The 26,832-nt window shown below is 62.6% G+C and carries 26 protein-coding genes; 8 read left to right on the top strand and 18 right to left on the bottom strand.

Annotation, left to right across the window (positions count from 1 at the left end):
* Positions 1 to 202, top strand: a 202-nt coding sequence (locus tag P353_RS30000) for a hypothetical protein (protein WP_232776651.1), incomplete at its 5' end; no start/stop codon positions are given.
* 30 nt (positions 203 to 232) lie between these two features.
* On the opposite strand, the gene fusA is transcribed toward P353_RS30000, so the two are convergent.
* From fusA to P353_RS17680, 8 genes are all read right to left on the bottom strand, one after another.
* The gene (gene fusA, locus P353_RS17715; protein WP_034372358.1) at positions 233 to 2,341 is read right to left on the bottom strand and encodes an elongation factor G; all 2,109 of its coding nucleotides are present in this window, start codon (positions 2,339 to 2,341) and stop codon (positions 233 to 235) included.
* A 145-nt stretch (positions 2,342 to 2,486) separates the two neighbouring features.
* Positions 2,487 to 2,960: a 30S ribosomal protein S7 gene (rpsG, locus tag P353_RS17710; protein WP_003059438.1), complete on the bottom strand. Its 474-nt coding sequence runs from the start codon at positions 2,958 to 2,960 to the stop codon at positions 2,487 to 2,489.
* A gap of 168 nt (positions 2,961 to 3,128) precedes the next feature.
* Positions 3,129 to 3,506 (bottom strand): 30S ribosomal protein S12, encoded by a 378-nt coding sequence (gene rpsL / locus P353_RS17705; protein ID WP_003059441.1) that lies wholly within the window; start codon positions 3,504 to 3,506, stop codon positions 3,129 to 3,131.
* Positions 3,507 to 3,742: 236 nt separating this feature from the next.
* Positions 3,743 to 4,915 (bottom strand): D-alanyl-D-alanine carboxypeptidase family protein, encoded by a 1,173-nt coding sequence (locus P353_RS17700; RefSeq protein WP_034372355.1) that lies wholly within the window; start codon positions 4,913 to 4,915, stop codon positions 3,743 to 3,745.
* Between the two features lie 151 nt (positions 4,916 to 5,066).
* A complete protein-coding gene (locus P353_RS17695) occupies positions 5,067 to 5,705 on the bottom strand; it encodes an alpha/beta hydrolase (RefSeq protein ID WP_003064008.1) in 639 nt (212 codons plus the stop codon).
* Between the two features lie 161 nt (positions 5,706 to 5,866).
* The gene (locus P353_RS17690; protein ID WP_034372352.1) at positions 5,867 to 6,223 is read right to left on the bottom strand and encodes a (2Fe-2S) ferredoxin domain-containing protein; all 357 of its coding nucleotides are present in this window, start codon (positions 6,221 to 6,223) and stop codon (positions 5,867 to 5,869) included.
* An 11-nt stretch (positions 6,224 to 6,234) separates the two neighbouring features.
* Entirely contained in the window at positions 6,235 to 7,332 is a 1,098-nt protein-coding gene (locus P353_RS17685; RefSeq protein ID WP_034372377.1) for a VanZ family protein, read from the bottom strand.
* A 57-nt stretch (positions 7,333 to 7,389) separates the two neighbouring features.
* Positions 7,390 to 7,806, bottom strand: coding sequence for a CopD family protein (locus tag P353_RS17680; protein WP_034372349.1), 417 nt, complete (start codon positions 7,804 to 7,806; stop codon positions 7,390 to 7,392).
* A gap of 132 nt (positions 7,807 to 7,938) precedes the next feature.
* Between P353_RS17680 and hemB the strand changes: the two genes are divergently transcribed.
* A complete protein-coding gene (gene hemB, locus P353_RS17675; RefSeq protein WP_003059450.1) occupies positions 7,939 to 8,949 on the top strand; it encodes a porphobilinogen synthase in 1,011 nt (336 codons plus the stop codon).
* A gap of 133 nt (positions 8,950 to 9,082) precedes the next feature.
* Positions 9,083 to 10,291 (top strand): magnesium transporter CorA family protein, encoded by a 1,209-nt coding sequence (locus P353_RS17670; protein WP_034372346.1) that lies wholly within the window; start codon positions 9,083 to 9,085, stop codon positions 10,289 to 10,291.
* 185 nt (positions 10,292 to 10,476) lie between these two features.
* On the opposite strand, the gene P353_RS17665 is transcribed toward P353_RS17670, so the two are convergent.
* A complete protein-coding gene (locus tag P353_RS17665; protein ID WP_034372344.1) occupies positions 10,477 to 11,169 on the bottom strand; it encodes a dienelactone hydrolase family protein in 693 nt (230 codons plus the stop codon).
* Positions 11,170 to 11,351: 182 nt separating this feature from the next.
* Here P353_RS17665 and P353_RS17660 point away from each other — a divergent pair, with 182 nt between their 5' ends.
* Positions 11,352 to 11,999, top strand: a complete 648-nt coding sequence (locus tag P353_RS17660; RefSeq protein ID WP_003059455.1) for a MarC family protein — start codon at positions 11,352 to 11,354, stop codon at positions 11,997 to 11,999.
* Positions 12,000 to 12,097: 98 nt separating this feature from the next.
* Here P353_RS17660 and P353_RS17655 read toward each other — a convergent pair whose 3' ends face one another.
* The 5 genes from P353_RS17655 to P353_RS17635 all read right to left on the bottom strand — a co-directional run bounded on the left by P353_RS17655 (position 12,098) and on the right by P353_RS17635 (position 16,621).
* Positions 12,098 to 12,595, bottom strand: coding sequence for a hemerythrin domain-containing protein (locus tag P353_RS17655; protein ID WP_034372373.1), 498 nt, complete (start codon positions 12,593 to 12,595; stop codon positions 12,098 to 12,100).
* 172 nt (positions 12,596 to 12,767) lie between these two features.
* Positions 12,768 to 13,451 carry an ABC-type transport auxiliary lipoprotein family protein gene (locus P353_RS17650; protein ID WP_034372341.1) on the bottom strand — a complete coding sequence of 228 codons (684 nt, stop codon included), beginning with the start codon at positions 13,449 to 13,451 and terminating at the stop codon, positions 12,768 to 12,770.
* 108 nt (positions 13,452 to 13,559) lie between these two features.
* Complete coding sequence (locus P353_RS17645; protein ID WP_034372338.1) at positions 13,560 to 14,507, bottom strand: MlaD family protein; 948 nt, start codon at positions 14,505 to 14,507, stop codon at positions 13,560 to 13,562.
* The gene (locus P353_RS17640) at positions 14,507 to 15,367 is read right to left on the bottom strand and encodes an ABC transporter ATP-binding protein (protein WP_419186594.1); all 861 of its coding nucleotides are present in this window, start codon (positions 15,365 to 15,367) and stop codon (positions 14,507 to 14,509) included. Before P353_RS17640 ends, P353_RS17645 begins: the two co-directional genes overlap by 1 nt.
* Positions 15,368 to 15,493: 126 nt before the next feature.
* Positions 15,494 to 16,621 (bottom strand): MlaE family ABC transporter permease, encoded by a 1,128-nt coding sequence (locus P353_RS17635; protein ID WP_034372336.1) that lies wholly within the window; start codon positions 16,619 to 16,621, stop codon positions 15,494 to 15,496.
* Between the two features lie 312 nt (positions 16,622 to 16,933).
* Between P353_RS17635 and P353_RS17630 the strand changes: the two genes are divergently transcribed.
* Positions 16,934 to 18,601: a GMC family oxidoreductase gene (locus tag P353_RS17630; protein WP_034372333.1), complete on the top strand. Its 1,668-nt coding sequence runs from the start codon at positions 16,934 to 16,936 to the stop codon at positions 18,599 to 18,601.
* A gap of 574 nt (positions 18,602 to 19,175) precedes the next feature.
* On the top strand, positions 19,176 to 19,934 hold the full coding sequence (locus P353_RS17625) for a sulfite exporter TauE/SafE family protein (protein ID WP_003074636.1): 759 nt from the start codon (positions 19,176 to 19,178) through the stop codon (positions 19,932 to 19,934).
* 36 nt (positions 19,935 to 19,970) lie between these two features.
* On the opposite strand, the gene mrdA is transcribed toward P353_RS17625, so the two are convergent.
* The 4 genes from mrdA to P353_RS17605 form a co-directional block, all read right to left on the bottom strand.
* Positions 19,971 to 21,923 carry a penicillin-binding protein 2 gene (gene mrdA, locus P353_RS17620; RefSeq protein WP_034372329.1) on the bottom strand — a complete coding sequence of 651 codons (1,953 nt, stop codon included), beginning with the start codon at positions 21,921 to 21,923 and terminating at the stop codon, positions 19,971 to 19,973.
* Positions 21,924 to 22,045: 122 nt separating this feature from the next.
* Positions 22,046 to 22,564 (bottom strand): rod shape-determining protein MreD, encoded by a 519-nt coding sequence (gene mreD, locus P353_RS17615; protein WP_034372326.1) that lies wholly within the window; start codon positions 22,562 to 22,564, stop codon positions 22,046 to 22,048.
* Entirely contained in the window at positions 22,561 to 23,577 is a 1,017-nt protein-coding gene (gene mreC, locus P353_RS17610) for a rod shape-determining protein MreC (protein ID WP_034372323.1), read from the bottom strand. The genes mreD and mreC overlap by 4 nt, the downstream gene beginning before the upstream one ends.
* 165 nt (positions 23,578 to 23,742) lie before the next feature.
* Positions 23,743 to 24,786: a rod shape-determining protein gene (locus P353_RS17605; protein WP_003059473.1), complete on the bottom strand. Its 1,044-nt coding sequence runs from the start codon at positions 24,784 to 24,786 to the stop codon at positions 23,743 to 23,745.
* A gap of 212 nt (positions 24,787 to 24,998) precedes the next feature.
* Here P353_RS17605 and gatC point away from each other — a divergent pair, with 212 nt between their 5' ends.
* Both gatC and gatA read left to right on the top strand, forming a co-directional pair.
* Positions 24,999 to 25,298 (top strand): Asp-tRNA(Asn)/Glu-tRNA(Gln) amidotransferase subunit GatC, encoded by a 300-nt coding sequence (gatC, locus tag P353_RS17600; RefSeq protein WP_003074628.1) that lies wholly within the window; start codon positions 24,999 to 25,001, stop codon positions 25,296 to 25,298.
* Positions 25,299 to 25,319: 21 nt separating this feature from the next.
* Positions 25,320 to 26,810, top strand: a complete 1,491-nt coding sequence (gene gatA, locus P353_RS17595; RefSeq protein ID WP_034372320.1) for an Asp-tRNA(Asn)/Glu-tRNA(Gln) amidotransferase subunit GatA — start codon at positions 25,320 to 25,322, stop codon at positions 26,808 to 26,810.
* Positions 26,811 to 26,832 lie beyond the last annotated feature (22 nt).

Genomic DNA, 26,832 nt, shown 5'->3' with positions numbered 1-26,832 from the left:
TGGTGCCCACGTTCACGTGGGGCTTGGTGCGTTCAAACTTTTCTTTTGCCATGATTTCTCCGAAAGAGCAAAAACCTGTGTGATGTTTAAGGTCTGCACCTCATTGCTGACTCGCCCCGCACAGGAAACAGGACGGCATGGGATCGCAGACCGGCAAAAATCGCGGCAATCCTCAAGGGACTGCCGCGATTGGAAGCCTTAGATTATGACGGATTCGTCAAACCTGCGTCAATTACTTGGCGCGGGCAGCAACGATGGCTTCAGCCACGTTACGAGGAGCTTCAGCGTAGTGCTTGAATTCCATGGTGTAGCTGGCGCGACCTTGGGTCATGGAACGCAGCGAAGTGGCGTAGCCGAACATTTCGGACAGAGGCACTTCAGCCTTGATGGCCTTGCCGCCACCGACCATGTCGTCCATGCCCTGAACCATGCCGCGACGCGAGGACAGATCGCCCATCACGGTACCGGCGTAGTCTTCGGGCGTTTCCACTTCCACAGCCATCATGGGTTCCAGGATGACGGGGTTGGCCTTGCGGGCAGCTTCCTTGAAACCGAAGATAGCGGCCATCTTGAACGCCATTTCGTTCGAGTCCACATCGTGGTACGAACCGAAAGTCAGCGTAACCTTCACGTCGACCACGGGGTAGCCAGCCAGAACACCGGAGGTCAGCGCTTCGATCACACCCTTTTCCACTGCAGGGATGTATTCGCGAGGAACCACACCGCCCTTAATGGCGTCGACGAACTCAAAGCCCTTGCCGGCTTCTTGAGGCTCGACAGTGAACACCACGTGACCGTATTGACCCTTACCACCGGACTGACGAACGAACTTGCCGTCCACGTCCTTGACCGTGCTGCGGATGGTTTCGCGGTAGGCAACCTGGGGCTTGCCCACGTTGGCTTCCACGTTGAATTCGCGCTTCATGCGGTCAACGATGATTTCCAGGTGCAGCTCGCCCATACCGGCGATGATGGTCTGACCGGATTCTTCATCGGTACGCACGCGGAAGGAAGGATCTTCTGCAGCCAGACGCGACAGAGCGATACCCATCTTTTCCTGGTCGGTCTTGGACTTGGGCTCCACAGCCTGTGCAATCACGGGCTCGGGGAACACCATGCGCTCCAGCACGATAGGCGCTGCGATGTCGCACAGGGTTTCACCGGTGGTCACGTCCTTCAGGCCCACGCAAGCAGCGATGTCGCCAGCACGGATTTCTTCCACTTCCACGCGGTCGTTGGCCATCATCTGCACGATACGGCCGATACGCTCCTTCTTGCCCTTGACGGCATTCAGAACGGTCTCGCCCTTGGTCAGAACGCCAGAGTACACGCGCACGAAAGTCAGCTGGCCCACGAAGGGGTCGGTCATCAGCTTGAAGGCCAGAGCCGAGAACTTCTCAGCATCGTCAGCCTTGCGGCTCAGCTTCTTCTCTTCGTCATCGGGGTCGGTACCGGTAACGTCAGGGATGTCCACAGGAGCGGGCAGATAGTCGATCACGGCGTCCAGCATGCGCTGCACACCCTTGTTCTTGAACGCGGTGCCGCACAGCATGGGCTGAATTTCGGTGGCCAGGGTACGAGTACGCACGCCGAGCTTCACTTCTTCTTCAGTCAGAGTACCTTCTTCCAGGTACTTGTTCATCAGCTCTTCCGAAGCTTCGGCAGCGGCTTCCACCAGGTTTTCACGCCACTTGTTGGCGGTTTCCACCAGCTCAGCAGGGATATCTTGGTATTCGAACTTCATGCCCTGGGAAGCTTCGTCCCAGATGATGGCCTTCATCTTGACCAGATCAACCACGCCCTGGAAGTTTTCTTCAGCGCCGATTGGGATCACCACGGGCACAGGGTTCGCGTTCAGGCGAGTCTTCATGCCTTCATAGACCTTGAAGAAGTTGGCACCGGTACGGTCCATCTTGTTCACGAAGGCCAGACGAGGCACCTTGTACTTGTTGGCCTGACGCCACACGGTTTCGGACTGGGGCTGCACGCCACCCACAGCGCAATACACCATGCAAGCACCGTCCAGCACGCGCATGGAACGTTCCACTTCAATCGTGAAGTCCACGTGGCCGGGGGTGTCGATGATGTTGAAGCGGTGCTCGGGATAGGACAGATCCATACCCTTCCAGAAGCAGGTCACTGCAGCGGAAGTGATGGTGATACCACGCTCTTGCTCTTGCTCCATCCAGTCGGTGGTGGCAGCGCCGTCGTGCACTTCGCCCAGCTTGTGGGTCACACCGGTATAGAACAGGATACGTTCTGTAGTGGTTGTCTTACCTGCGTCAATGTGAGCGGAAATACCGATGTTGCGATAGCGCTCAATGGGGGTCTTGCGAGCCATGATGGATCCTTGCTTGATCGTATGGGAGTACTGCCGGCCCCGCATTGTGCGCAGGAGGCAGCAGCTCTATATGGGGGCGCTCAGAATCGACACAAGGCCGCAGCAAGTTTTTGCATGCGGCCCTGTATCTCGAGCGAGATTCCGATTAGAAGCGGAAGTGGCTGAAGGCCTTGTTGGCTTCGGCCATACGGTGCACTTCGTCACGACGCTTCATGGCGCCGCCACGGCCTTCCGTAGCTTCCAGCAGCTCGTTGGCCAGGCGTTGAGCCATGGACTTCTCGCCACGCTTGCGGGAGGCTTCCTTGATCCAGCGCATGGCCAGAGCCAGACGACGGACGGGACGCACTTCCACGGGCACCTGGTAGTTGGCACCGCCAACACGGCGGGACTTCACTTCGACCATGGGCTTGACGTTGTTGATGGCAACAACGAAAGCTTCCAGAGGGTCCTTGCCGGGGTGCTTCTTCTCGATCAGGTCCAGAGCGCCGTAAATGATGCGCTCAGCAACCGCCTTCTTGCCGCCTTCCATGATCACGTTCATGAATTTGGACAGCTCTACATTGCCGAACTTGGGATCCGGCAGGATTTCACGTTTGGGGACTTCGCGACGACGTGGCATTTTTTACCTCTATCTTTGCTTCAGTTGGCATCTTTTCAGATACCGCGAGAGCTATTCAAAACTCTCACTTACTCGACCCGCACAAAACATTCGTGCTCAGGGCCACTACGTTTGACCGCGCCAGTCAGGCGAATCAAACACCGTTTGTTTTCAAAAAACCAGGGCTGATTACTTAGCCTTAGGCTTCTTGGCACCGTACTTGGAGCGAGCTTGCTTACGGTCCTTGACGCCTTGCAGGTCCAGGGAACCGCGCACGATGTGGTAACGCACACCGGGCAAGTCCTTCACACGACCACCGCGCACCAGCACAACGCTGTGCTCTTGCAGGTTGTGGCCTTCACCGCCGATGTACGAAATCACTTCGAAACCGTTGGTCAGACGAACCTTAGCCACCTTACGCAGAGCCGAGTTAGGCTTCTTGGGAGTGGTGGTGTACACACGGGTGCACACGCCACGGCGTTGGGGGCAGTTTTCCATAGCAGGGCTCTTGGATTTAACAACTTCGACCGTGCGGCCCTGACGCACGAGTTGGTTAATGGTTGGCATTAATTAAACGTCCCTAAACGTGAATTTGCTTCGTGAAAGCAAAAGGTTTATCCGCAGCAACAGATGCTGATGCGGAAACGTGAATCCCTTCGGAAATTCCGAAAAGCCCTCGAATGTACCAGCTTGCGCAAATCAGCACAAGCACCTGCGGGCAATAGCCCCTCAGGCAGCAAGATGCTTTGCATGGCCGACAAAGGCTGTTGCCGGCAGGAGCCGCCTCCTGCCGACCTGGGAACTTACTTGATCCAGAGGCGGATGGTGTCCCACAGGCGCCCAAAGAAACCGGCCTGCTCGACGGCCTCGAGCGCCACCAGCGGCACCTCGGCCACCACATCCGCGCCCGACTTGACCTTGAGCACGCCCATGGACTGGCCCTTGGCGATAGGAGCGATCAGCGGATCCTGGCGCACCACCTCGGTGGTCAGCTTGCCGCCTGTGCCCGAGGGCACGGTCACCACCACGGCGCCGTCGGCCTTGCCGATCTTGACGGCATTGGCCGCCCCCTTCCAGACAGCCGGAGTGGCGACGGGCTGATCGGAATCAAACAGCTTGACGGCATCGAAAGCGGTGTAACCCCAGTTCAGCAGCTTCTGGCTTTCGTTGGCACGCGCTTTTTCGCTGGCCGTTCCCAGCACGATGGACAGCAGACGGCGCTGGCCCACATTGGGCAGGTCGCGCTTGGCCGTAGCCACCAGGCAATAGCCGGCGGCATTGGTGTGGCCGGTCTTCAGGCCGTCCACGGTGGGATCGCGGAACAGCAAGGCATTGCGGTTGCTGCCGTTGGAGGCAGGCGTGCCGGGATAGCTGTATTGCTTGGTGGCGTAGTAGTGCATGTACTCGGGAAAGTCATGCATCAATCGCTGGGCCAGGATGGCCAGATCACGCGCCGTCGTCAGGTGGCCGGGCTCGGTCAGGCCTTCGGGATTCTTGTAGCTGGTGTTCTTCATGCCCAGGGCCTTGGCCTGGTCATTCATCATCTTGACGAAGTTCTCGGCCGTGCCGCCCACGGCCTCTGCCAATGCCATGGTGGCATCGTTGCCGGACTGGATGATCATGCCGCTGAGCAGGTCATTGACGGGCACCTGCATCTTGGGGTCGATGAACATGCGCGAGCCGGGCATCTTCCAGGCGCGCTCGCTCACGGGCATGCGCTGCTCCAGCGTGATTTTCTTGGAGCGCAAGGCGTCGAACACCACATAGGCCGACATCAGCTTGGTCAGCGATGCCTGCTCGACGGGAGCATCGACGTCCTTGGCGCCCAGCACCTGGCCGGCAGTGACGTCCACCAGCAGATAGTTGCGGGCAGCAATTTCGGGAGGAACAGGGGCCGCCACCTGTGCCATGGCAAACACGGGCGCCACTGCGGCAGCAACGGCCAGAACACGCAGTGTGGAGTAGATGGGCTTCATGAAGAGGACTCTCGCTAAAGCAAAGGTAAGCGCGGTGATTTACCGTCGGAAACGGCCAAAGCCAAGGATATACCTCGGCCTGGCGCTATGAAAAGGGAGTTAACCAAGACGGGGCAGCAATTCACGTGCGTCAAGGTGTGGGAAATGGCTCTTACAGGGACTTCAGGTGGCGCACCACCAGGCTCTTGAGCAGAGGCAATTGTCCGTGAAAGAAATGGCCGACCTGAGGAATCACGGTAACAGGCAGTATCTGCGGGCGCGCCCAGTCCATCACGGCGGACAGCTCGACGGTGTCGTCCGCCTCGCCATGAATCACCAGGGTCTGGTCATGGGCCTCGGCAGGCACGGGAGCCACCTCGAAGCGACTGGCGGCGGTGCCGACCAGCACGGCCTTCTGCACCCGACCTGTACCCCAGAGTTGGGCCAGTGCATGACTGGTGACGAACGCGCCGAAGGAAAAGCCGGCCAGAGCAACAGGGCCTTCGGGAGCCACCTGCTGCACCACGGCCAGCAAATCCTGCAGCTCGGCCTTGCCGGCGTCATACTCGCCGGCACTGGCGCCCACGCCGCGAAAGTTGAAACGCACGACTGTGTAGCCGCACTGAACAAAGGCTCGCGCCAGGGTCTGCACCACCTTGTTGTCCATGGTGCCGCCAAACAGCGGATGCGGATGGGCGATGATGGCCACGCCCTTGGGACTCTGGCCTTCGACCAGTTGCGGCGCATCGCGCAGGGCCTCAATGGCACCGGCAGTGCCGGTGAGCGTCAGTCGTTCGGTCTGGGAATTCACGATTGCTATCCTAGTTGTAGCTTTTTGCGCTTGCTGTAATTGGGCTGACGCTTCAAAACACTTAAAGTTCCTGAACAAGCAAGCCCAAAGTCGGCCGCACCAGACAAGAGCCGCTTTGCCGCAAGCCTGTCGGGGCGGCCACAGGACTCAAGACAGCCAGATCACCGCCCCACGCTTTCGGGCAGCACAAGGCGCTCGACCACCTTGCCGTTCTTGAGATGGGATTCGACGATTTCATCGATATCGCTGTCGTCGATGAAGGTGTACCAGACGGCCTCGGGGTAGACCACGGCCACGGGACCGCCGGCGCAGCGATCCAGGCAGCCGGCCTTGTTCACACGCACCTGCCCCTTACCGGCAAGCCCCTCTTCCTTGACTTTGCGCTTGCAGTGGTCAAAGCCCGCCTTGGCGCCGTGCAGAGCGCAGCAGTCCTCACCATTGGGGCGCTCGTTCAGGCAAAAGAAGATATGACGCTGGTAGTAGCCGCCGGCCTGGTCTTGATTCTGGGTGTCGCTCATGGTGGATCATTCTAGGCAGGCTGCTGGCGACGCGAGAGTCGAATCACTACATACGCCAGTGTGACGTAAGGCCAGAGCCAGCCCAGCCACTGGCCCAGCCCGTAGAAGCGGATGAAGCGCCCCTGCTCCCAGGCCTGCAGGGTCTGGGCGAAGTAGACATTGGTGGGTGCCTGGTTGAGGATGCTCAGATGCAGCACCAGCACCAGAAGCAACAGCACGGTGCACACCCGGCGCGAGGCCGGCAGCGCAATCACAGCCAGGCCCAGCCCACCCCAGACACCCAGGCGCACCGGCAGATCCACCCACTCCCAGGCATGAGCGGGGCCCCAGCTCAACGCAGCCGACAGCGCTGTCACCCCCACCCCTGCCGCCACCAGAAGCAGTCCGGCCAGCGCGCGGCGGCCCATATGGCGCACGGCGCAGTAGACCAGCAAACAGGGTATCCAAAGCCCCAGCATCACGCATAGCATCTCCGTCACCAGCGACAGCGGCGTCAGCGCGAAGTCGCCCAGCGGCAGCCAGTCCTCGAACGGCGTGTTCAGCAGCCAGTCCTGCAAGGTGTCGTCGATGCGCTCCAGCACCTGACCCAGGCCAAACGGCACGGCCGCCGGAAACAGCAGCGCAAACGGCCACAGCGCCAGCAGCACCAGCACCCCCGCCCCGCCCTCGCCCAGCCACTGGTTGCGAAAAGCGCTCCAGCGCGAGAGAGCCCCCAGCTTCTCCAGCAGCGCAGCCAGCAGGGCACCGATCAAGGTACCGCCGGCATTGAGCACCAGATCCAGATTGGACGGTACGCGGCGCGGTAGATAGATCTGCAGAAACTCCATGCACAGCGACAGCAGCGTGCCAGCAAGAAAAGCCAGCGGCACGGCCAGCCTGGGCTGGCCAGAGCGCATCAGGGCCAGCGCCAGGAAAAAGCCCAGCGGCGCATAGCCGACGATATTGGTGTTGACGTCGAACCAGGTCCAGTACGGCGGCGGAATCCTGGCGAACAGGAATACGCTGGGATCAATCCCCTGGGCGCGCCAGCCGTCAAACGGGAACAGGCTGGCAAACACGATGAGCAGGCCATAGACCAGCGCCAGCGGCCAGGCCGAGGTATGGCGCATGGAAATCACCGGCACCGCGGAATCGGACACAGTCGCCTCCTACTCTCGGCGCAAGACTCAGAAGGGCTTGACCACCACCAGAATCACGGCGGCGATCAGCAGCAGCACCGGCACTTCGTTATAGAAGCGGAACCAGCGATGGCTTTTATGACAGGTGTTGTCCGCCAGCTTGCGCAGCAGCACGACACAGCTATGGTGGTAGCCGATGACCAGCAGCACCACGGCCAGCTTGGCATGCAGCCAGCCGCCCGCAAAGCCCCAGCCCAGCCACAGCCACAGGCCCAGGCCCAGCGCAGGCACAGCCAGCATGGTGGTGAAGCGCAGCAGCTTGCGCGCCATCAGCAGCAGGCGCTCACGCTCTGCCACCGAGCCCGGGGTGACCATGGCGATATTGACGAAGATGCGCGGCAGGTAGAACAGACCAGCAAACCAGCTGGCGACAAAAATGATGTGAAAGGCTTTGACCCATAGCATGGGGCCAGTGTAAAGGCCTGCGCTGCGCCACAGCCGCTGCGCGCCGCGTCTTTACCCCGCAATGAGGCAGCCGTCATGGAATAGTCACGCAGCTGCAAGCCAAGCCATGGCGAATGGGGCACAATTTTCCCCATGCATTTGTCCAGCCCTACTCCTTTTCCCCAGAATCGTCCGCGCCGTCTGCGCCGCGATGCTTTCACCCGCAATCTGGTGCGCGAGAGCGTGCTGACGCCGCACGACTTCATCTACCCCGTGTTCGTGCACGAAGGCCAGAACAAGCGCGAGGCCGTGCCCTCCATGCCCGGCGTGGACCGCCTGAGCCTGGATCTGCTGCTGCCCGTGGCCGAGGAATGCGTGAAGCTGGAGATCCCCTATCTGGCGCTGTTCCCCGCCATTGAATCCAGCCTCAAGACCCCCGACGGCAAGGAAGCCCTGAACCCCGACGGTCTGATCCCACGCGTGGTGCGCGCGCTGAAAAAGGAATTCCCCCAGCTGGGTGTGATGACCGATGTGGCGCTGGACCCCTATACCAGCCACGGCCAGGACGGCATCCTGGACGAGAGCGGCTACATCATCAACGATGACACCGTGGAAGTGCTGGTCGGCCAGGCCCTGGCCCATGCCGAAGCCGGCGTGGACATGGTGGCACCCAGCGACATGATGGACGGCCGCATCGGCGCCATCCGCGAGGCACTGGAGCTCCAAGGCCATATTCACACCCGCATCATGGCCTATAGCGCCAAGTACGCCAGCGCCTTCTACGGCCCCTTCCGCGACGCCGTGGGCACGCGCGGCGCCCTGGGCAAGGCCGACAAGAATGTCTACCAGATGGACCCTGCCAACACCGACGAAGCCCTGCGCGAAGTGGCGCAGGACATCGCCGAAGGCGCAGACATGGTCATGGTCAAGCCCGGCATGCCGTATCTGGACGTGGTGCGCCGCGTCAAGGACGAGTTCAAGGTGCCGACCTTTGCCTACCAGGTGTCCGGCGAATACGCCATGCTCAAGGCCGCTGCCGCCAATGGCTGGCTCGATCACGATGCCGTGATGATGGAAGCCCTGCTGGCCTTCAAGCGCGCGGGCGCCGACGGCATCCTGACCTACTTTGCCATCGACGCCGCCAAGAAGCTGCGCGGCCTGTAACAAAATTGATAGCTGTCAGCGCAGGTCATGATTGTGTCTGAGAGCCTTTCAGGCATGATCTGACGGCCCGGGCAGCTTGCACGGGCCGTTTTTGCATCTTCTTCTTGCACTGACATCGAGACTGCCTATTCCCATGCGCGTGCTGCATATCTCTCCCCTCTATGCCCAGCCTGTTGACGGACTGCCCACGCAGGCGGCGACAACGGGGTTTTACTGGGTCTCCTGCACACGCTCGGAGCTGGAGGCTCAACTGCCGGCCATTCAGACCATGCTGGCCAGGCTGGGCGGCTCCGCCCTCGTTGACCTGCATGTCTCCGACCTGTTGAATCCGGCAATCCCTTCCAATTACGACTACACCTCGGTGTACGACGTGCTGGTGTTCCGGCGCCTGGCCAACGCCCACCTGCCGCCGCTCAACGGCAGCCACGCCACCGCCTCGCCAGCCGTGGCCGCACCGCTAGGCCCGCCTGCAGTGATGACAGGCACCGGCAGTGCTGCATCCAGCGCCCCGCCTCCATCGCACAACCCGGCCCACAGTGGCCAGCGCGAAGCGCCTGTGCTGCAACGCGTGGAAACCCAGCCCGTGGGCTTTGCGCTGTATGACCAGATCCTGCTGTCCGTGCATCCCGACGGCTGCTTTGTGCTGGAGAATTTCTGGCAGCGCCTGATTTCCGGCCCCGCCAAGACGGACGGCCGCCAGGTCAGCGCCAAGATGCCCGTGGAGCCTGCCGACCTGATGCTGCGCATGGTCAACGGCATGGTGGACGGCTATCTGGACCTGCGCCGCACACTGACGCGCCAGATCGACCACTGGCAGATGGCGCTGCTCAAGCCCAACAAGCGCTTCAGCAACTGGGCCAGCGTGCTCGACGTGCGCCTGGCGCTGCACCAGCTTGATGAAATCTGCGAAGACCAGCGCGCCGCCGTACAGGACTGGACCGAGGCACTGGAGGGCTGGCCGCCCGAGCACACACCCGCGCGCCAACATGAGCGCGAACTGCTGCGCGTGCGATCGCGCGACGTGCTCGAACATATAGAGCGCGTGACCCATCACATTCACCGCATGGAGCAAAGCGCCGAGACCGCCGTGCAGATGCACTTTTCGGCGCAGAGCAACCGCGCCAACGACATCATGCGCACGCTGACCACGGTGACGGCCATCTTTCTGCCGCTGAACCTGATTGCAGGCATCTTCGGCATGAACTTCGAGTTCATCCCCTTGGTGCACAAAAAGGACGGCTTCATCTGGGCCCTGGTGGCCATGGTGATCATCACCGTGGTGCTGGTGGCCTATTTCTGGCGCCGCCGCTATCTGGAAAGCGAGGACAGGGAGACCCCCTGAGCGGCTCCGCCGCCTCCCCCCTCTCTCTTCGGGAGGGGAAGGGCAGCCTCGGTGCGGGGCTGCCCTTCCTCGTTATCTCTGCGCTGGGGCAGTGCACGCCTTATGGCTTGACCCCATAACTTGAATAACATTTGCTGCTAGCGCTTGTGCATAAAGCGCTAGCAGCTATTGTTTTGATACTTCGATCAGCCCAGATGCTGCTTGAAGAAAGCCAGCGTACGCTCACCGGCCAGCTGGGCTGCCGCTTCGTTATAGGAGCCGCGCTGGTCGCAGTTGAAGCCGTGGTCGGCGTCATAGACATGCACTTCCACCTTGGGCTGGGCCTTCTTGAAGGCTTCGACGGACTCCAGCGAGATGTAGTGATCCTTGCTGCCGAAGTGGGCCAGCACCGGGCACAGGGCCTGACGGCTGGCTTCCAGCTCGCCCGTCATGCCGCCGCCGTAATAGCAGACTGCAGCCGAGACGCTGGCCAGATTGCAGGCCGAGCGCCAGGTCATGAGGCCGCCCCAGCAAAAGCCCACCACGCCGATCTTGCCGCCGGGCACCAGCGTCGCCGCATGGGCCACGGCCGCCTCCACATCGCGCAGCGCGCCGGGCTCGGGCAAGGCTTCCACCGCAGTCTTGAGCGCAAAGCCAGCCTTCATGTCTTCGTCGCTGTAACCCAGTTCCACATCAGGCTTGACGCGGGCAAACATGGCGGGAGCCACGGCCACATAGCCCTGGGCGGCATAGCGGTCCGCCACGGAGCGGATATGCGAGTTCACGCCAAAGATCTCCTGCAGCACCACGATGGCGCCACGTGCCTGGCCCTCCGGCATGGCCACATAAGCCGGGGTTTTTGCGCCATCCACGGCTGTCAGTTCAATAAAGCTGCCCATTGCGAAGCTCCTTAACATGGTTCAAAAGGGAAATCCGCGACGCGACCGCCAGCAATGCTGTAATGGCTGATGCCGCGTCGATGATTCGGCCATTTTTTCACAGGAGTGTTGATGCAAGCTATCCCAGCCCCACAAAAGGCAGACAGTCGCAAGAAGCCCCCCATGCCAGGAGGCGAGCTGTAATGGATATCAAGCCGCTGATCACCCTGGTCGCCATCATCAACCCGCTGGCCATCGTCCCGTTCTTCATCCACTACACGGCCGGCTTCGACGCCGAGCAGCGCTGGCAGACGATTCGCACCGCCGCCTTTGCCGCCTTCTGCGTGATTGCGGTCTGCGCCCTGCTGGGGCTGCAGATTCTGCAGTTCTTCAATATCTCGCTGCAAAGCTTTCAGGTCGGCGGCGGTCTGCTGCTGCTGATCAGCGCGATGAACATGCTCAACGCACGCCCCGCCGAAGACCGCCCCAACAATGCCACGCTGGCAGCCGGCGTCGAAAAGGCTGCCGAGGGCAACAGCATTGCCGTCGTGCCGCTGACCATTCCGCTGCTGACCGGGCCTGCCGCCATGTCCACCGTGGTGATCTATGCCGATCAGGCGCGTACCATCTGGCAGCATGTGGCGCTGGTCGGCTACGGTGTGGTGGTGGCTGCGGCCATCATGGTGTGCTTTTCACTGGCCCACCCTATTGCCCGCGTGCTGGGCAAGACCGGCATCAATGTGATGACCCGGCTCATGGGACTGATTCTGGCCGCGCTGGCCATCGAGGTGATGGCAGGAGGCCTGATCAAGATCTTCCCCATCCTGGCCTCCCCGGCGATATACCCTTGACCCCCTGAGCGGCTACGCCGCTTCCCCCAAGGGGGACACGGCAGCTTCGCTGCCCGGCGGCGCTTGCTCGCTGTCTCTCGCCTTAGCGCGTGCCAGTTTCAGGCAGTTACTACTTCCATTTTTTCAGCTTCACCACAGGCACCACCACAGCCGGTGATCGGCTCTGCAGGCAAAGCCTCGGGCACCAGCACCGCGCCGGTCACCGGGTCAAAGCCCGTGCGGCGCATATGCAGGGCCAGGGCGGCATCCATGTTCTGCGCATGGTGACTGAACCAGGGGCCCAGCTCGCTCGCCATATGGCGAATCGTGCTCAGCTCGCCCTGAGCGCCTTTGACCGCGCCTTCACGCATCACGGCAAGCACCACCTTGTGCTGCTGGCTGTGGCAGTTGCCCGTGGCAAAGCCCGTGGTCTGCATCCAGCGGTCTTCCTGATCGAAGTGCTGCTGGGTATGGGCAATCAGCTCGTCCCAGAGCGCGCACAGCTGCTCGTCGGCTGCGGCCTCCACCTGGGCCAGCAAGGTGACGAACTCTTCATGCACCGCGTCCATGACGGGAAAATCCAGGATGAGAGCGGCATTCCATTCGAGGCTGGCCATGGCAGTTCCTTGTGCGAGATTGAGGAACTGGCAGCTTAAGAACAAGACCTGGCCAGGCCATTGACCCACATCAGCAAAGCAGCTGCCCGCCGGCGCCCAGGGCTTGCCCGGAATCAACAAAGCCCTGCATGGCAGGGCTTGGGGAGCTGAAATGCCTGGGGCTGCTCGGGCTCTAGCGCCCGTAACCCTGCAGCCAGCGGCTGAGCTGGGCAGCCGCCTCATCCACCGCGCGCGCCATGGCCTGGGCGCCACCGGCCGCATCGGCCGAGTTGGATGGCACTTCGACCGTGAACACCTTCTGGCCCAGCAACTGATTGCCCGCACTCTCGCCGGCACCAATCAGGCTGGCACTCAGGCGCAGCAGCGCACGGCTGTTGCTGGCACTGTCAAAGACCTGGTTGAACTCGTCCACCGTCACGCGCAGCTGCGCAATCGAGCGTCTGTCGGCCAGCAAGGGGCGGACATTGTCCTTGCCCGAGAGCACGGGGCGCTCCAGCCCCAGACGCATGCGCAGACGCTGCTCCACCATCTGTGCAGGAGGCAGGCTCCAGCGCGCGTTCTGGTAGGCACGCAGCTGCTGGCTGTCGCTGTAGTTCAGACGGTAGAACATGGCCGTCAGGCCCTCGGGCAGGCCTGGAGCCTGGACTTCGGCCAGCACCAGCGGCACCGGCGCAACCGAAGGAGCGGCTGCATTCGCGGCCGGCGCGGCCAGGTCGGCCATGCCCAGGTCATAGCGCACCGGCTGCGTGGGTGCCGTGGGCAGGCCTGAGCAGGCTGCGAGCGCCAGCACCAGGGAAGAAGCGCCCAGCAATCGCCATGCTTCGCGGCCTGTGAGTGAAACCTTTGTGTCTGCCATATTGATTCCTTTAGGACTGACGCAAACAGGAAGGGACAAGGGGAATTTCTATCGGGAAAAACACCCTGCCTGATCCGAGTTTGCGCAAGTCGTGTCCTTGTTGCCGATTCACTTGGCCGGAGCCACAAAACCGGGTTCTCCGGGGCCTGGCTGGCCCAGGCCCTGGCCGTAGATGACGGACTGCGGGTTGTCATTGAAGCGGCCTGCCGCCGCACCCATGGTGCGTGCCGCGCGCGAGACATCGTCCGCCGCGCCGTTCATGCGCGGCAGGGTGCTGCGCCCCAACGACTCGGCCGCCTGCGACAGGGCCTGCGTGCCCTCGGCAATCTGCTGCAGCGGACCGTCGGGGGCATTGACCTTGCGCACGGTCTGTTGCAGATCGGTCGCCACGCCCGTGGCGGCATTGCCGGCCTTGGTGAGGGACTGCAGGGTCTGGTGCGCATCTGCCGTGATCTGCGGGAAGTCCTTGGCCGTCTTGTTCATGGTCTCGGCCAAGTCCTTGATCCCACCAGATGCGGCAGCGATATTGTCGAGCGCCACGCTCACCCGCTTCTGGTTGTCCTCACCCAGCATGGAATTGAGGCGGCGTGAAATTTCGTCAACCCGCTCCAGCAGCACCGGCCCCTGGTCGGCCAGCATGTTCAGCGGCGACGACTTCATGGGCAGGCGCGGCAGGCCGCTGGGCCCGGGTTTGAGCGGTTGCGAAGACTTGCTGTCATCGTCGAGCTGGATATGGGCCAGACCCGTCACCCCCTGATAGCCAAGCTGGGCGTAGGTGGCCGGCGTGACCGGCGTGTCCTCGCCCACGGCAATGCGAATCAGCACATTGCCGGGAATCTGCGGATCAAAACCGATGCGCACCACCTTGCCCACGGGCACGCCCTTGTAGCGCACCGTGGCCTGGGGCTGCAGGCCGCTGACACCGTCCTTGGTGGACATTTCATAGAGCTGGTATTCGCGGTTGTCGCGCGTCAGCCAGACGGCCAGCCCTGCCAGCAGGGTCGCCACCACCAGCACGAAGATGCCGGCAGCCATGGCATGGGACTTGTTTTCCATCAGCTTTCCTCTGCGGCCATGCCGCCTTGCACCGGGGCCATGGCACGGCGGCCACGCTCTCCCTGGAAGAAGTGTTCAATAAACGGGTGCTTGATCCGGGCCACATCGCGCGGAGCCCCGGTGAACAGCACTTTTTTCTCGGCCAGCACCGCCACTCGTGTGGACAGTGCAAACAGCGTATCCAGATCGTGGGTGACCATGATCACGGTCAGGCCCAGCTCGGCATGGATATCGCGCAGCAGCTCGCAGAACTCGTCCGAGCCCTTGGGGTCCAGTCCCGCTGTGGGTTCGTCGAGCAGCAGCAGCGGTGGATCCATCATCAGCGCGCGTGCCAGCGCCACACGCTTGATCATGCCGCCCGACAGGTCTGCAGGCATGCGCGCGGCATGCTCTGGCTTGAGGCCCACCATCTGCAGCTTGACCATGGCCGCATCCCGCACCACGGCATCGGGCAAGGTACCCTGCTCACGCAGCGCAAATGCGATGTTGTCCAGCACGTTGAAGGCCGAATACAGCGCACCCTGCTGGAACAGCATGCCCACCTGACTCGCCGCCAGCTCGCCGCTGATGACCTCGCGCGAGGGCCTGCCATCCACGGTCACCGTGCCGCGCGATGGCGAGAGCAGCCCCAGGATCTGGCGCAGCAGCACCGTCTTGCCCGTGCCGGAGCCGCCCACCAGGGCCAGAATCTCGCCCGGGTAGACATCAAAGTTCAAGTCCTGGTGCACGGCAAAGCGCGATGCGCCTTCGCCAAATTCGGTCCACAAGTCCACCGCCTGCACCAGCGGCTTCACATCCTGCGGCGGCGCGTAGTCGCCCACGGCCCCCTCGATACGACGGTTGTGCATCACCTCTGTCATTTGCGTGCCCCCCGCTCCACGAGGCTGACGCGACCCAAGCCAGAGACGCCGAGCAAGGGCCGCCCCGCAGCGAAGGTGTCGTCCCCTTGGGGGGAAGCGGCGAAGCCGCACAGGGGGTAGTTCATCCTAAAAGCCCACGTTTCTGAAGAGGATGGCAAAGATGGCATCCACGATGATGACCATGGTGATGGATGACACCACCGCCGCCGTGGTGCCGCGCCCCAGGCTCTGGGTATTGGGCTCTACCTTCAGGCCCCAATGGCAGCCGATCAGGGCAATCAACACGCCAAACACCACGGACTTGCCCATGGCCAGCACCAGATTGCCGATCTTTACGGCCGCAGGCAGGCTTTGAATGAAGTAAGACGGCGTGATGTCCATGGTCAGGTCCGCCGCGACCATACCGCCAGCCAGCGCCGCCAGAATGGTCCACAAAGCCACCAGCGGCATGGACACGGCCAGCGCCAGCGCACGCGGCAGCACCAGCCGGTAGCCCTGTGAGATGCCCATGACCTGCATGGCGTCGAGCTCTTCGGTCACGCGCATCACGCCGATCTGCGCCGTAATGGCCGAGCCGCTGCGTCCTGCCACCAAAATCGCCGCCAGCAGCGGCCCCAGCTCGCGGATCAGCGAAATGCCAAGAATGTTGACGATAAAGGACTCGGCCCCGAACTGGCGCAGCTGCAGCGCCATCAGATAGGCCAGCACCACGCCGATCAGAAAGCCGACCAGTGCCGTGATCGGCAAGGCTGTCGCCCCCGTCGCATAGAGGTGGCCTGAAATATCGCGCCAGGGGCCACGAAATGGATTGCGCAGCAGGCGCAGGCAGTCCAGCAGCAACTGACCGACCAGTTGAATCAAGTTGGAAAAGTGCCCGCAGGCGTCGATCACCATCTGACCGAGTCGATTGACCTCGCACATCCATCCCGAGGGCTCGGGCTTGGACTCGGGCACTTCGCTGAACCTGGCCACACGCTCCAGCATGGAGCGCTGGTTCTTGGTCGTCAGCAAGTGGGCCGGCCAGGCCTTGCCCCATTGCTCCCACAGCAGCTGCGCACCGATATGGTCGAACCAGACCATCTGCTGCAAATCCCAGGCCACGCCCTTGGGCACCGCCCTGATCTGCGGCGCCAGCTGACGCCAGATATGGCGGTCGCCCAGCTCGGCAGCACTCCAGCGGCCCACAGGCACGGCCCATTGCTGACCTTCGCGGGACTGCAGCGGGCATTGAGGTAGTTGGTCTGGGCTGGGCAAAGAAAAGCTTCCTAGGACATGAGGGAGACGGGCTGGCCACAAGGGCCAGCATAACGCGCCAAGCGAGGAACATGCCAAACGCAGCACGTAGGCCGCTGCCGCATGCCACGCAATGATAGCGTTGCAATTTTTATCAAAAACCCGCGAAAGTCAAAACCAGCACTGCGCCGGCAGCTTCCAAAACAGGAGTATGCGAGCGCTTTCCCTATCGACACTGGCAAGGTCATCGCACCTAATGAACCGGACTTTTTGCCCATGACTGCCTGACGCTCTGGCCTCTGCGCCAAGCTGTACCGGCCTTTTGATCTGCCCATGAGTGATACCCAGTTCGACTACATCGTCATCGGCGGCGGCACAGCAGGTTCGCTGCTGTGCAACCGTCTCACCCGCAACAAGAATCACCGGGTTCTGCTGATCGAAGCAGGCGGCAAGGATGACTACCACTGGATCCATATCCCTGTGGGCTATCTCTATTGCATAGGCAACCCACGCACCGACTGGCTCTACCAGACCGAACCCGACCCCGGACTCAACGGCCGCAGCCTTCGCTACCCGCGCGGCAAGACACTGGGCGGCTGCTCCAGCATCAACGGCATGATCTATATGCGCGGCCAGTCCCGCGACTACGAGCAATGGGCCGAGCTGACCGGCGACGACACCTGGCGCTGGGAGCAGGTCCTGCCGGCCTTCAGGCAGCACGAGGATCACTGGCGTCTGGACCCCGGAGGCGATGCCGGCGAGGAGTTCAAACGCCTGCACGGCAGCAAGAGCAGCGGCGGCAGCGGCGAGTGGCGCGTGGAGAAGCAGCGTCTGCGCTGGGACATACTCGACGCCTTTGCCCAGGCCGCGCAGCAGGCCGGCATTCCGGCCACCGACGACTTCAACCGCGGCTGCAACGAGGGCGTGGGCTACTTTGAAGTCAATCAGAAGTCAGGTCTGCGCTGGAACACGGCCAAGGCATTTCTGCGTCCCACCTGCTACGGCCGCCCCAACTTCGAGATGTGGACCCGCGCCCAGGTGCGCCGGCTGCTTCTGGAAGATCTGCCGGACGGCAGCCAGCGCTGCACCGGAGCCGAAGTCTGGACCGGGCAGGAGATGGTGACCGTGCAGGCCGGGCGCGAAGTGCTGCTCTGCGCGGGTGCGGTCAACTCGCCACATATCCTGCAGCTGTCGGGCATAGGCCCCGGCGAATTGCTGCACCGCCATGCCGTGGCCGTGCGCCGCGACCTGCCCGGCGTGGGCGCCAATCTGCAGGACCATCTGCAAATCCGCTCGGTCTACAAGGTGCACAACGCCAAGACGCTCAACACCATGGCCGGCACTCTCTGGGGCAAGGCGGCCATAGCCCTGGAATACGCACTCAAGCGCAGCGGCCCCATGAGCATGGCACCCTCGCAACTCGGGGCCTTTACACGCAGCAATCCGGCGTTGGCCCACCCCAATCTGGAATATCACGTGCAACCGCTGTCGCTGGATGCCTTTGGCGAGCCGCTGCACGACTTTGCCGCCTTCACCGCCAGCGTCTGCAACCTCAACCCCAGCAGCCGCGGCACGGTGCAACTGCAAAGCGCGGATTTCCACCAGGCGCCTGCCATCGCCCCCCATTACCTCTCCACGGCAGAAGACCGGCAGGTGGCGGCAGACAGCCTGCGCGTCACGCGGCGCATCGTCAGCCAGCCGGCACTTGCACGCTTCCACCCCGAAGAGTTCAAGCCCGGTGCTCAATACCAGAGCGACGAGGAGCTGGCGCGTCTGGCCGGCGATATCGCCACCACCATCTTCCACCCCGTGGGCACGACCAAGATGGGGCGCGCCGACGACCCGATGGCGGTCCTGGACAGCCGTTTCAAGGTAAGAGGCGTGCAAGGCCTGCGCGTGGTCGATGCTGGCGCCATGCCCACCATCACCAGCGGCAATACCAACAGCCCGACGCTGATGATGGCCGAGAAGGCGGCGCAGTGGATTCGTGATGCGACCTGAAAACGGTCTCTCGAAAAAGTCGAGCGATTCACTGCGACAAGCCCGTCAGCGCCTGAGATTCGCTCTGGAGCGCAAAGTCTGTCCGAGCGGAAGAATTCCGCGCGGCGTCATGCTCTATGAATCAAAGTCCGCAGAGATCTTTTGCTTATAAGCATATGACGCTATTGTTTTTGAAATATCGCAAAACTCATAAGGATGTCACGAAACTTTCTGATTCATTTGTCAGACGTTTTTGATATAACCCAAGGGAATTCCCCAATGCACCACACAGGTGCAGCCCTTACATTCTCGTCACTCTCGCTGCTCCACGAAGCAGCATGGAGGGCCGAGGAGACAACTCGACACAACCAGACCAATACATATAAAAGCATCAAAGATGCGTTCAAAAGCGCCCCATAGTGGGCGCTTTTTTTATGCCGGCGCACAGGCTTGAGGCGGCGGTGCGACAATGCCGGCGCCATCCTCGGGCATTCACGCCCGCTCTCCCCTGGCTTCTTCATCCCGCCTCCGGCAGCGCCGCCCCAGCGGCAACGCGCGCTGCTCACGGCATGCACCAATTGCAGGCATTTGCTCCATGGAATGGATTCTTGTTTCCCTCGCCTCGGCCCTTGCCGGGTTTGTTGACGCCATCGTGGGAGGCGGCGGACTGATTCTGGTGCCGGCCATGTTTGCAGCCTTCCCCACCACCACGCCCGCCACGCTCTTTGGCACCAACAAGAGCGCCGCTGTCTGGGGAACGGCCATTTCCGCCTGGCAGTACAGCAAGCGTGTGCATATCACCTGGGCCACGCTGCTGCCCGCCATCGGCACGACGCTGGTGGGAGCTTTTCTCGGGGCCTGGGCCGTTACGTTGATTTCGCCCGATTTTCTGCGCAAGCTGCTGCCCTTCATCCTGCTGGGCGTGCTGGGCTATACCCTGGCCAAAAAAGAGCTGGGCCGCGACCACGAGCCGCGCCTGGCGGGCCGCACCGAGATGTTGACCGCCAGCGCCATCGGCCTGCTGATCGGTTTCTACGACGGCTTCTTCGGCCCGGGCACAGGCAGCTTCTTCGTGTTCCTGTTCGTGCGCCTGCTGGGCTATGACTTCCTCAACGCCTCGGCCAGCGCCAAGCTGCTGAATCTGGCCTCCAACGCCGCAGCTCTGCTGCTGTTCACGCTCAAGGGCCATGTCTGGTGGCACTTTGCCATCCCGCTGGCCGTGGCCAACGTGCTGGGCAGCATGCTGGGCACCTGGATGGCCTTGCGCCACGGAACGGGCTTTGTACGCACGATTTTCATCGGCGTGGTCAGCTTGCTGATTCTGAAGACAGGTTACGACGCTTTTCTGCGTTAAGCCCTTGCGTTAAAAGCGTCAGCAGCTATCCATTGATCAAGGTGCCGTTTCGTCGTCGGACAGCACTGGGATATCTTCCACACGGCGCGGCGTGCCGATCGGCGCGCCTGCCTTGCCCTGGCGCACGGCAGCAATATCAGCCTCACTGGGATAGTTGCCCACCAGCCAGTAGTCCAGGATGCGGCGTGCGATAGGTGCGGCCGCCGCCGCACCGAAGCCGGCATTCTCCACAATCACGGCCACGGCAATCCTGGGCGCTTCGGCCGGGCCGTAGGCGATATAGAGCGAATGGTCGCGTTGATACTCGGCCAGACGCGCAGCGTTGTACTTTTCCTTCTGGCCCACGCTCACTGCCTGGGCCGTGCCGGTCTTGCCACCCGACAGGTAGCTGGCACTACCGAATACGCCACGCCCAGTGCCGCCGGTCACCACCCCCACCATGCCACGCTTGACGGCATCGACATTGCTCTGCTTGTAGCCCAGGTTGACGGGAGCTGGCTGAACAATGGCCGTGCGCGTGCCGGTGACGGAGTCGATCAGCTCCTTGCCCACATGGGGCGTGAAGCTCATGCCGCTGTTGACCAGCGTGGCCAGCGCATGCGAGAGCTGGAGGATGGTGAAGTTGTTGTAGCCCTGGCCGATACCCAGGGAAATCGTCTCGCCTGCAAACCATTGCTGCTGGGCGGCGCGCTTGTAGGTCTTGCGCTTCCACTCCTTGCTGGGCAGCACGCCGCGCACCTCGCCGGGCAGATCGATGCCGGTGATCTGGCCAAAGCCCAGCGGCTTCATGAAGTCGTGGATCGCATCCACGCCCATCTCGTTGGCCAGAGTGTAGAAATAGACGTTGCTGGAATGCTGGATGGCGCGCGCCAGGTCCACCGGGCCCAGCGCATGGCCGGAGCGGAAGGTGTGGCCACCGAAAGTCCAGGATCCGCCGTCCTGGATCACCGTGCCTGGCGTGCGCTTGCCGGTCTCTATGCCCGCCAGGCCCATAAAGGGCTTGTAGGTCGAGCCCACAGGGTAGGTGCCGCGCATGGAGCGGTTGAGCAAAGGGCGGTCCAGCGATTCGTTGAGTGCCTTCCAGCTCTCCTGGTCGATGCCGTCGACAAACAGATTCGGGTCGTAGGTCGGCTTGCTGACCATGGCCAGCACCTCGCCGTTGCGCGGGTCCATGGCGATGGCCACGCCGCGGCGATTGCCGTAGAGGTCTTCCACCATCTTCTGCAGCTTGATGTCCACCGACAGCTGCAGGCTGTGTCCCGGCGTGGCAGGGCGACTGCCCAGGCGGCGCACCGCATGGCCGCCGGCCGAGGTTTCCATTTCCTCCCAGCCTGTCTGGCCGTGCAGCTGCAGCTCATAGCTCTTTTCGGCACCCAGCTTGCCCATGACCTCGGTGCCGCGGTAGTTGGCGGCATCGTCGGAATCGTCGATCTCTTCTTTTTCCCTTTGATTGATACGACCGATGTACCCGATCAAATGGCTGCCGGTTTCCTTGAGCGGGTAGGAGCGGAACAGGCGCGCCTTGATGTCCACGCCCGGAAAGCGATAACGCTGAGCCGCGAACTTGGCGACTTCCTCATCCGTCAGGCGCGAGCGGATCGGAATCGACTCAAAGCTCTTGGAGTCATCCATGAGCCGCTTGAACTTGCGGCGGTCGCGCGGCGTGATCTCTATGACCCCGGACAGCCCCTCGATGGTCTCGTCCAGATCCTCGACCTTGGAGCGTGTGATCTCCAGCGTATAGGCCGAGTAATTGGTCGCCAGCACCACGCCGTTGCGGTCCAGGATCTGGCCCCGGTTGGGCACGATGGGCACCACCGCCGTGCGATTGCTCTCGGCCCGCTCGGCAAATTCCTCATGGCGCTCGACCTGCAGCACCAGCAGACGCCAGACCAGCAGACAGAACGCCAGGAACACCACGCAGCCCATGACGACTGCACGCATCCGGAAGCGCTGCAGCTCGACTTCGGTGTTACGGATCTCCATCATGCGCAGGCTCCCCGCACGCCAAGCCAGTGACTGCAAGCAAGGGCCGCCCCGCAGCGAGGCAGTCGTTCCCCCCCGCGAAACGAGAGGGGGAAAGGCGCGCAGCGACTCAAGGGGGCTTTCATCTACAGAGGGCGGTTTTCATCGCTGTCCGGCGCACGGCGCTGCGGCGCCAGCAGCAAAGCGCTGACCACAGGCCACAGCAAGGTCTCGATCACTGGAGCTATCAGAAACTCCAGCCCGGGGAAGATACCCCCCGTCGCGACACGCAGCAGTACCTGAATGCCGTGCGCTGCAGCAAATACCGGCAGCAGGTGCAAAGCCTGCACGGGGCTCGAGAACCAGAGCAGACGACGACTCATCCAGCCCGTCACGAAGACCAGCAAGGTGTAGGCCAGTGCATGCTGGCCCAGCAGCGAGGCTCGGTCCACATCCATGACCAGGCCCAGCGCAAAGGCAATGCCCAGACCCACGCGCTGCGGCTGGTTCAGGCTCCAGAAGGCCAGCAGCAACATGAGCATGTCCGGCAGCCAGACGATGCGGCCCAGCGGCAGCATGTTGACGGCAAGGCCGATCACCAGGGTGACGACGATGAACAGAGGATTGACCGGCAGCAACAGCTGCTGGCCGCGCGGCATGATCATGCGGGGTCCTTTGCGGGCTTGGCACCCGCCTTATCGGCGGCGGCCTTCTCCTTTTCGGCAGCGGCCGCTTCCTTCTTGCCGCGCGCCTTGGCTGCGCGGTCGGCCTTCCCGGCATCGACCTGGGCCTGCATATTGGCAGCCTCGGGATGCTCCGTCCGCCCCTGGGGCTTGAGCACCATCACATGGCGCACGCCCTGCACGCGGCCCACGGGCTCGCAGTAGATGCGGGTGAAGGCAGAGTCGGCACGGCGGTCCACCGTCACCACCTTGGCCACGGGCAGACCCAAGGGATAAAGCCCGTCAATACCGCTGGTAGTGAGCAGATCGCCCACCTGTACATCGGCATTGCTGGGCATGAAGCGCAACTCCAGCCCGCCAGCGCGCGTCGAAGACGCATCGCCATAGGCCACGCTGCGCGCGCCGGTGCGCGGGTTGAAAACGGGAATGGCCTGATCGCGATCAATGAGCAGCGTGACCTCGGCGCGCGTCGGGTAGACGCGCGTGACCTGACCGATCACGCCTTTTTCATCCAGTACGGGAGAGCCCGGCTCGACCCCGTCGGCCTGCCCCTTGTCGATCACCACGCGGCGCGTATAGGGGTCGGGGCTGTCATAGACCACCTCGGCCACCTGGCCCGGCGTCAACGAACGCTCACGCAACTCCAGCATGGAGCGCAGATGCTCGTTCTCCTTGATCAACTCGTCGGCCAGCTCGGCACGCTGAGCCATGACGACCAGCTCCTTGCGCGCAGCATCCTCGCGGGCCACGGCCTGCTGCTGCACTTCGGCATAGCGGCTGGCGTTCTGATAGGCCAGCACCGGCTGGGCCACCACCCATTGCACGGGCGACAGCGCCACCGACAAGGCGGAGCGCACGGGGGTGGTGATCTTGAAACGTGCGTCGGCTACCATCAAAAACAGCGCCAAGGCGCTGTAGAGGGCAAGCTGGGAAGTGCGCGAGGCCTGTTGCTTGAACAGTGATGGAGCGCGGTGGTCCAGGGTGTCCAGGCTCATGTGCGCTCCCTGGGCGTGGCCGTATGCGCACGGCCTTCCCAACCAGAAGGAATGCAAAAAGAGAGCGCGGTATGCAGGCGTATCACGGACTCAGGCCCTGTTCATGGAAGTGGCTGCGGTACGCGCACTATGCCGCGTGCCGCAAAACACCACATTGCACAGCGATTAATCGCTGGTGAAGATGCTGCCCTGGCGATCCATGGTCTCCAGTGCCATGCCGCAGCCGCGCACCACGCAGGTCAGCGGCTCTTCGGCCACCAGCACGGGCAGACCGGTTTCTTCGGCCAGCAGACGGTCCAGATCGCGCAGCAGCGCGCCGCCACCGGTCAGCATCATGCCGCGTTCGGCAATGTCGGCGCCCAGCTCGGGAGGCGTCTGCTCCAGCGCGTTCTTCACGGCGGAAACGATCTGGTTGAGCGGATCCGTCAGCGCTTCCAGCACTTCGTTGGAAGAGATGGTGAAGCTGCGCGGCACGCCTTCGGACAGGTTGCGACCCTTGACTTCCAGTTCCTTGACTTCGGAGCCGGGGAAGGCCGAGCCGATCTGCTTCTTGATCAGTTCTGCCGTCGGCTCGCCGATCAGCATGCCGTAGTTGCGGCGGATGTAGCTGATGATGGACTCGTCGAACTTGTCGCCGCCCACGCGCACGGAACCCTTGTAGACCATGCCGCCCAGCGAGATCACGCCCACTTCGGTCGTGCCGCCGCCGATGTCCACCACCATGGAGCCCGAGGCTTCGGAGACGGGCAGGCCCGCGCCGATACCGGCAGCCATGGGTTCTTCGATCAGGTACACGGCCGTGGCGCCCGCAGCTTCGGCGGCGTCTTTGATGGCGCGGCGCTCGACCTGGGTGGAGCCGCAGGGCACGCAGATGATAATGCGGGGGCTGGGCGTCAGTACCGAGCGCGGATGCACCATCTTGATGAACTGCTTGATCATCTGCTCGGTGATCACGAAGTCGGCGATCACGCCGTCCTTCATGGGACGGATGGCTTCGATATTGCCGGGCACCTTGCCCAGCATGGCCTTGGCTTCGCGGCCGACAGCCTGGATCACCTTCTTGCCGTGAGGGCCGCCTTCGTGACGGATCGCAACCACCGAAGGTTCGTCCAGAACAATGCCCTTGTCTCGGGCGAAAATCAGGGTGTTAGCTGTGCCAAGGTCAATGGCAAGGTCGGTGGAGAAGTACCGACGGAAAGCTCCGAACATTCAAGGTCCTCTCAGGCACGGCTTGCGCATCGGCTGGCCGTCGCCGGGATGTAAGGTAATGGAGTCTGGGTGGTGGGCATTTTTTGCACAATGACCAGCCAAACGGAGGTATTGCGGCAAAGCCGAGATAATACCGTATCCCCTGTGAATAACTTCTACTGTCAGGGTTAGAAACACTGCTTTACACGCGGCGGCCCTGTTAAATAATTTCTATGGCATTGAACGATCAAGACATTGCGCGCATCGCCAACTTGGCCCGCCTTGAGCTGTCGCAAGACGAAAGTGAGCGCATGCTCGCGCAACTAAACAACTTTTTCGGCATCGTCGAAAAAATGCAGGCTGTGGATACTTCAGGCGTCAGCCCCCTGTCACATCCGGTGGCAGCCATCCAGGACGTCGCCTTACGGCTACGTGACGATTTGGTAAGTGAGGGCAATAACCGCGACGCCAACATGCAGAACGCCCCTGCAGCCGAGAAGGGTTACTTCCTCGTGCCCAAGGTCATCGAATAAACGCGCGGGACACACAAGAACATGAGCCAAACCGAACTCCACCAATTGAGCGTGGCCGAGCTGGCCGCGCAGCTGCGCGCCAAGCAGGTCTCCGCCACCGAAGCCGCCCAGCATTTCCTGGCCCGCGCCAAGCAGCACCAGAGCCTGGGCGCTTTTGTCGCCATCGATGAAGACGCCACCCTGGCCCAGGCCAAGGCGGCCGACGCCCTGATCGCCGAAGGCAAGGGCGGCAAGCTGGCCGGCGTGCCCATTGCGCACAAGGACATCTTCGTCACCAAGGACTTCCCCACCACCGCCGCCAGCAAGATGCTGCAGGGCTATCGCTCGCCCTTCGACGCCACCGTGGTGAAGAAGCTGGCCGATGCCGGCGTGGTCACCCTGGGCAAGCTCAACTGCGACGAATTTGCCATGGGCGGCGCCAACGAGAACTCGGCCGTGGCCCCCGTGGGCTTTGACGCGGCACAGCCCGTGCGCAACCCCTGGAACACCGAGCGCGTGCCCGGCGGCTCCTCGGGCGGCTCTGCCGCTGCCGTGGCCGCACGTCTGGCCCCGGCCGTGACCGGCACCGACACCGGCGGCTCGATCCGCCAGCCCGCTTCGTTCTGCGGCATCACCGGCATCAAGCCCACCTACGGCCGCGCCAGCCGCTACGGCATGATCGCCTTTGCCTCCAGCCTGGACCAGGCCGGCCCCATGGGCCGCAGCGCCGAAGACTGCGCGCTGCTGCTCTCCGAAATGTGCGGCCCCGATCTGGACCGCGACTCCACCAGCCTGGACTACCCCGCCGAGGACTTCACTGCCCGCCTCGGTGACTCGATCGAGGGCCTGCGCATCGGCGTGCCCGCCGAGTTCTTTGGCGAAGGCCTGTCCGACGATGTCCGCGCAGCCGTCGACGCAGCGCTCAAGGAATACGAAAAGCTGGGCGCCAAGCTGGTTCCCGTGAGCCTGCCGCGCACCGAACTGTCCGTGCCCGTGTACTACATCCTGGCTCCGGCCGAGGCCTCGTCCAATCTGTCGCGCTTTGACGGCGTGAAGTTCGGCCACCGCGCCGCCAGGTACGAAGACCTCAACGATATGTACAAGAAGACCCGCGCCGAAGGATTCGGCGACGAGGTCAAGCGCCGCATCATGATCGGCGCCTATGTGCTGTCCGAAGGCTATTACGACGCCTACTACCTGCAGGCACAGAAGATCCGCCGCATGATTGCCGACGACTTCCAGGCCGCCTTCAAGGACTGCGACGTCATCGCCGGCGCAGCCGCGCCGACAACCGCATGGGCGATTGGCGGCAAGGCCGACCCCGTGAGCAACTATCTGGCCGACATCTTCACCCTGCCCGCATCGCTGGCCGGCCTGCCCGGTCTCAGCCTGCCCGCAGGCTTTGGCGACGGCGGCATGCCCGTGGGCCTGCAGCTGATCGGCAACTACTTCGGCGAAGCCAAACTGCTGAACGCGGCCCACCGCTTCCAGCAAGCGACAGACTTCCACCTGAAGAGCCCTGTTGGCATTTAAAAATTAATAGCTGCTTTCGCAT

The organism is Comamonas testosteroni (assembly GCF_000761245.1).
GTDB classification, from domain to species: domain Bacteria; phylum Pseudomonadota; class Gammaproteobacteria; order Burkholderiales; family Burkholderiaceae_C; genus Comamonas; species Comamonas testosteroni_C.
The sequence above is the reverse complement of the archived record's forward strand: the minus strand, read 5'-3'. Positions and strand labels throughout refer to the sequence as shown.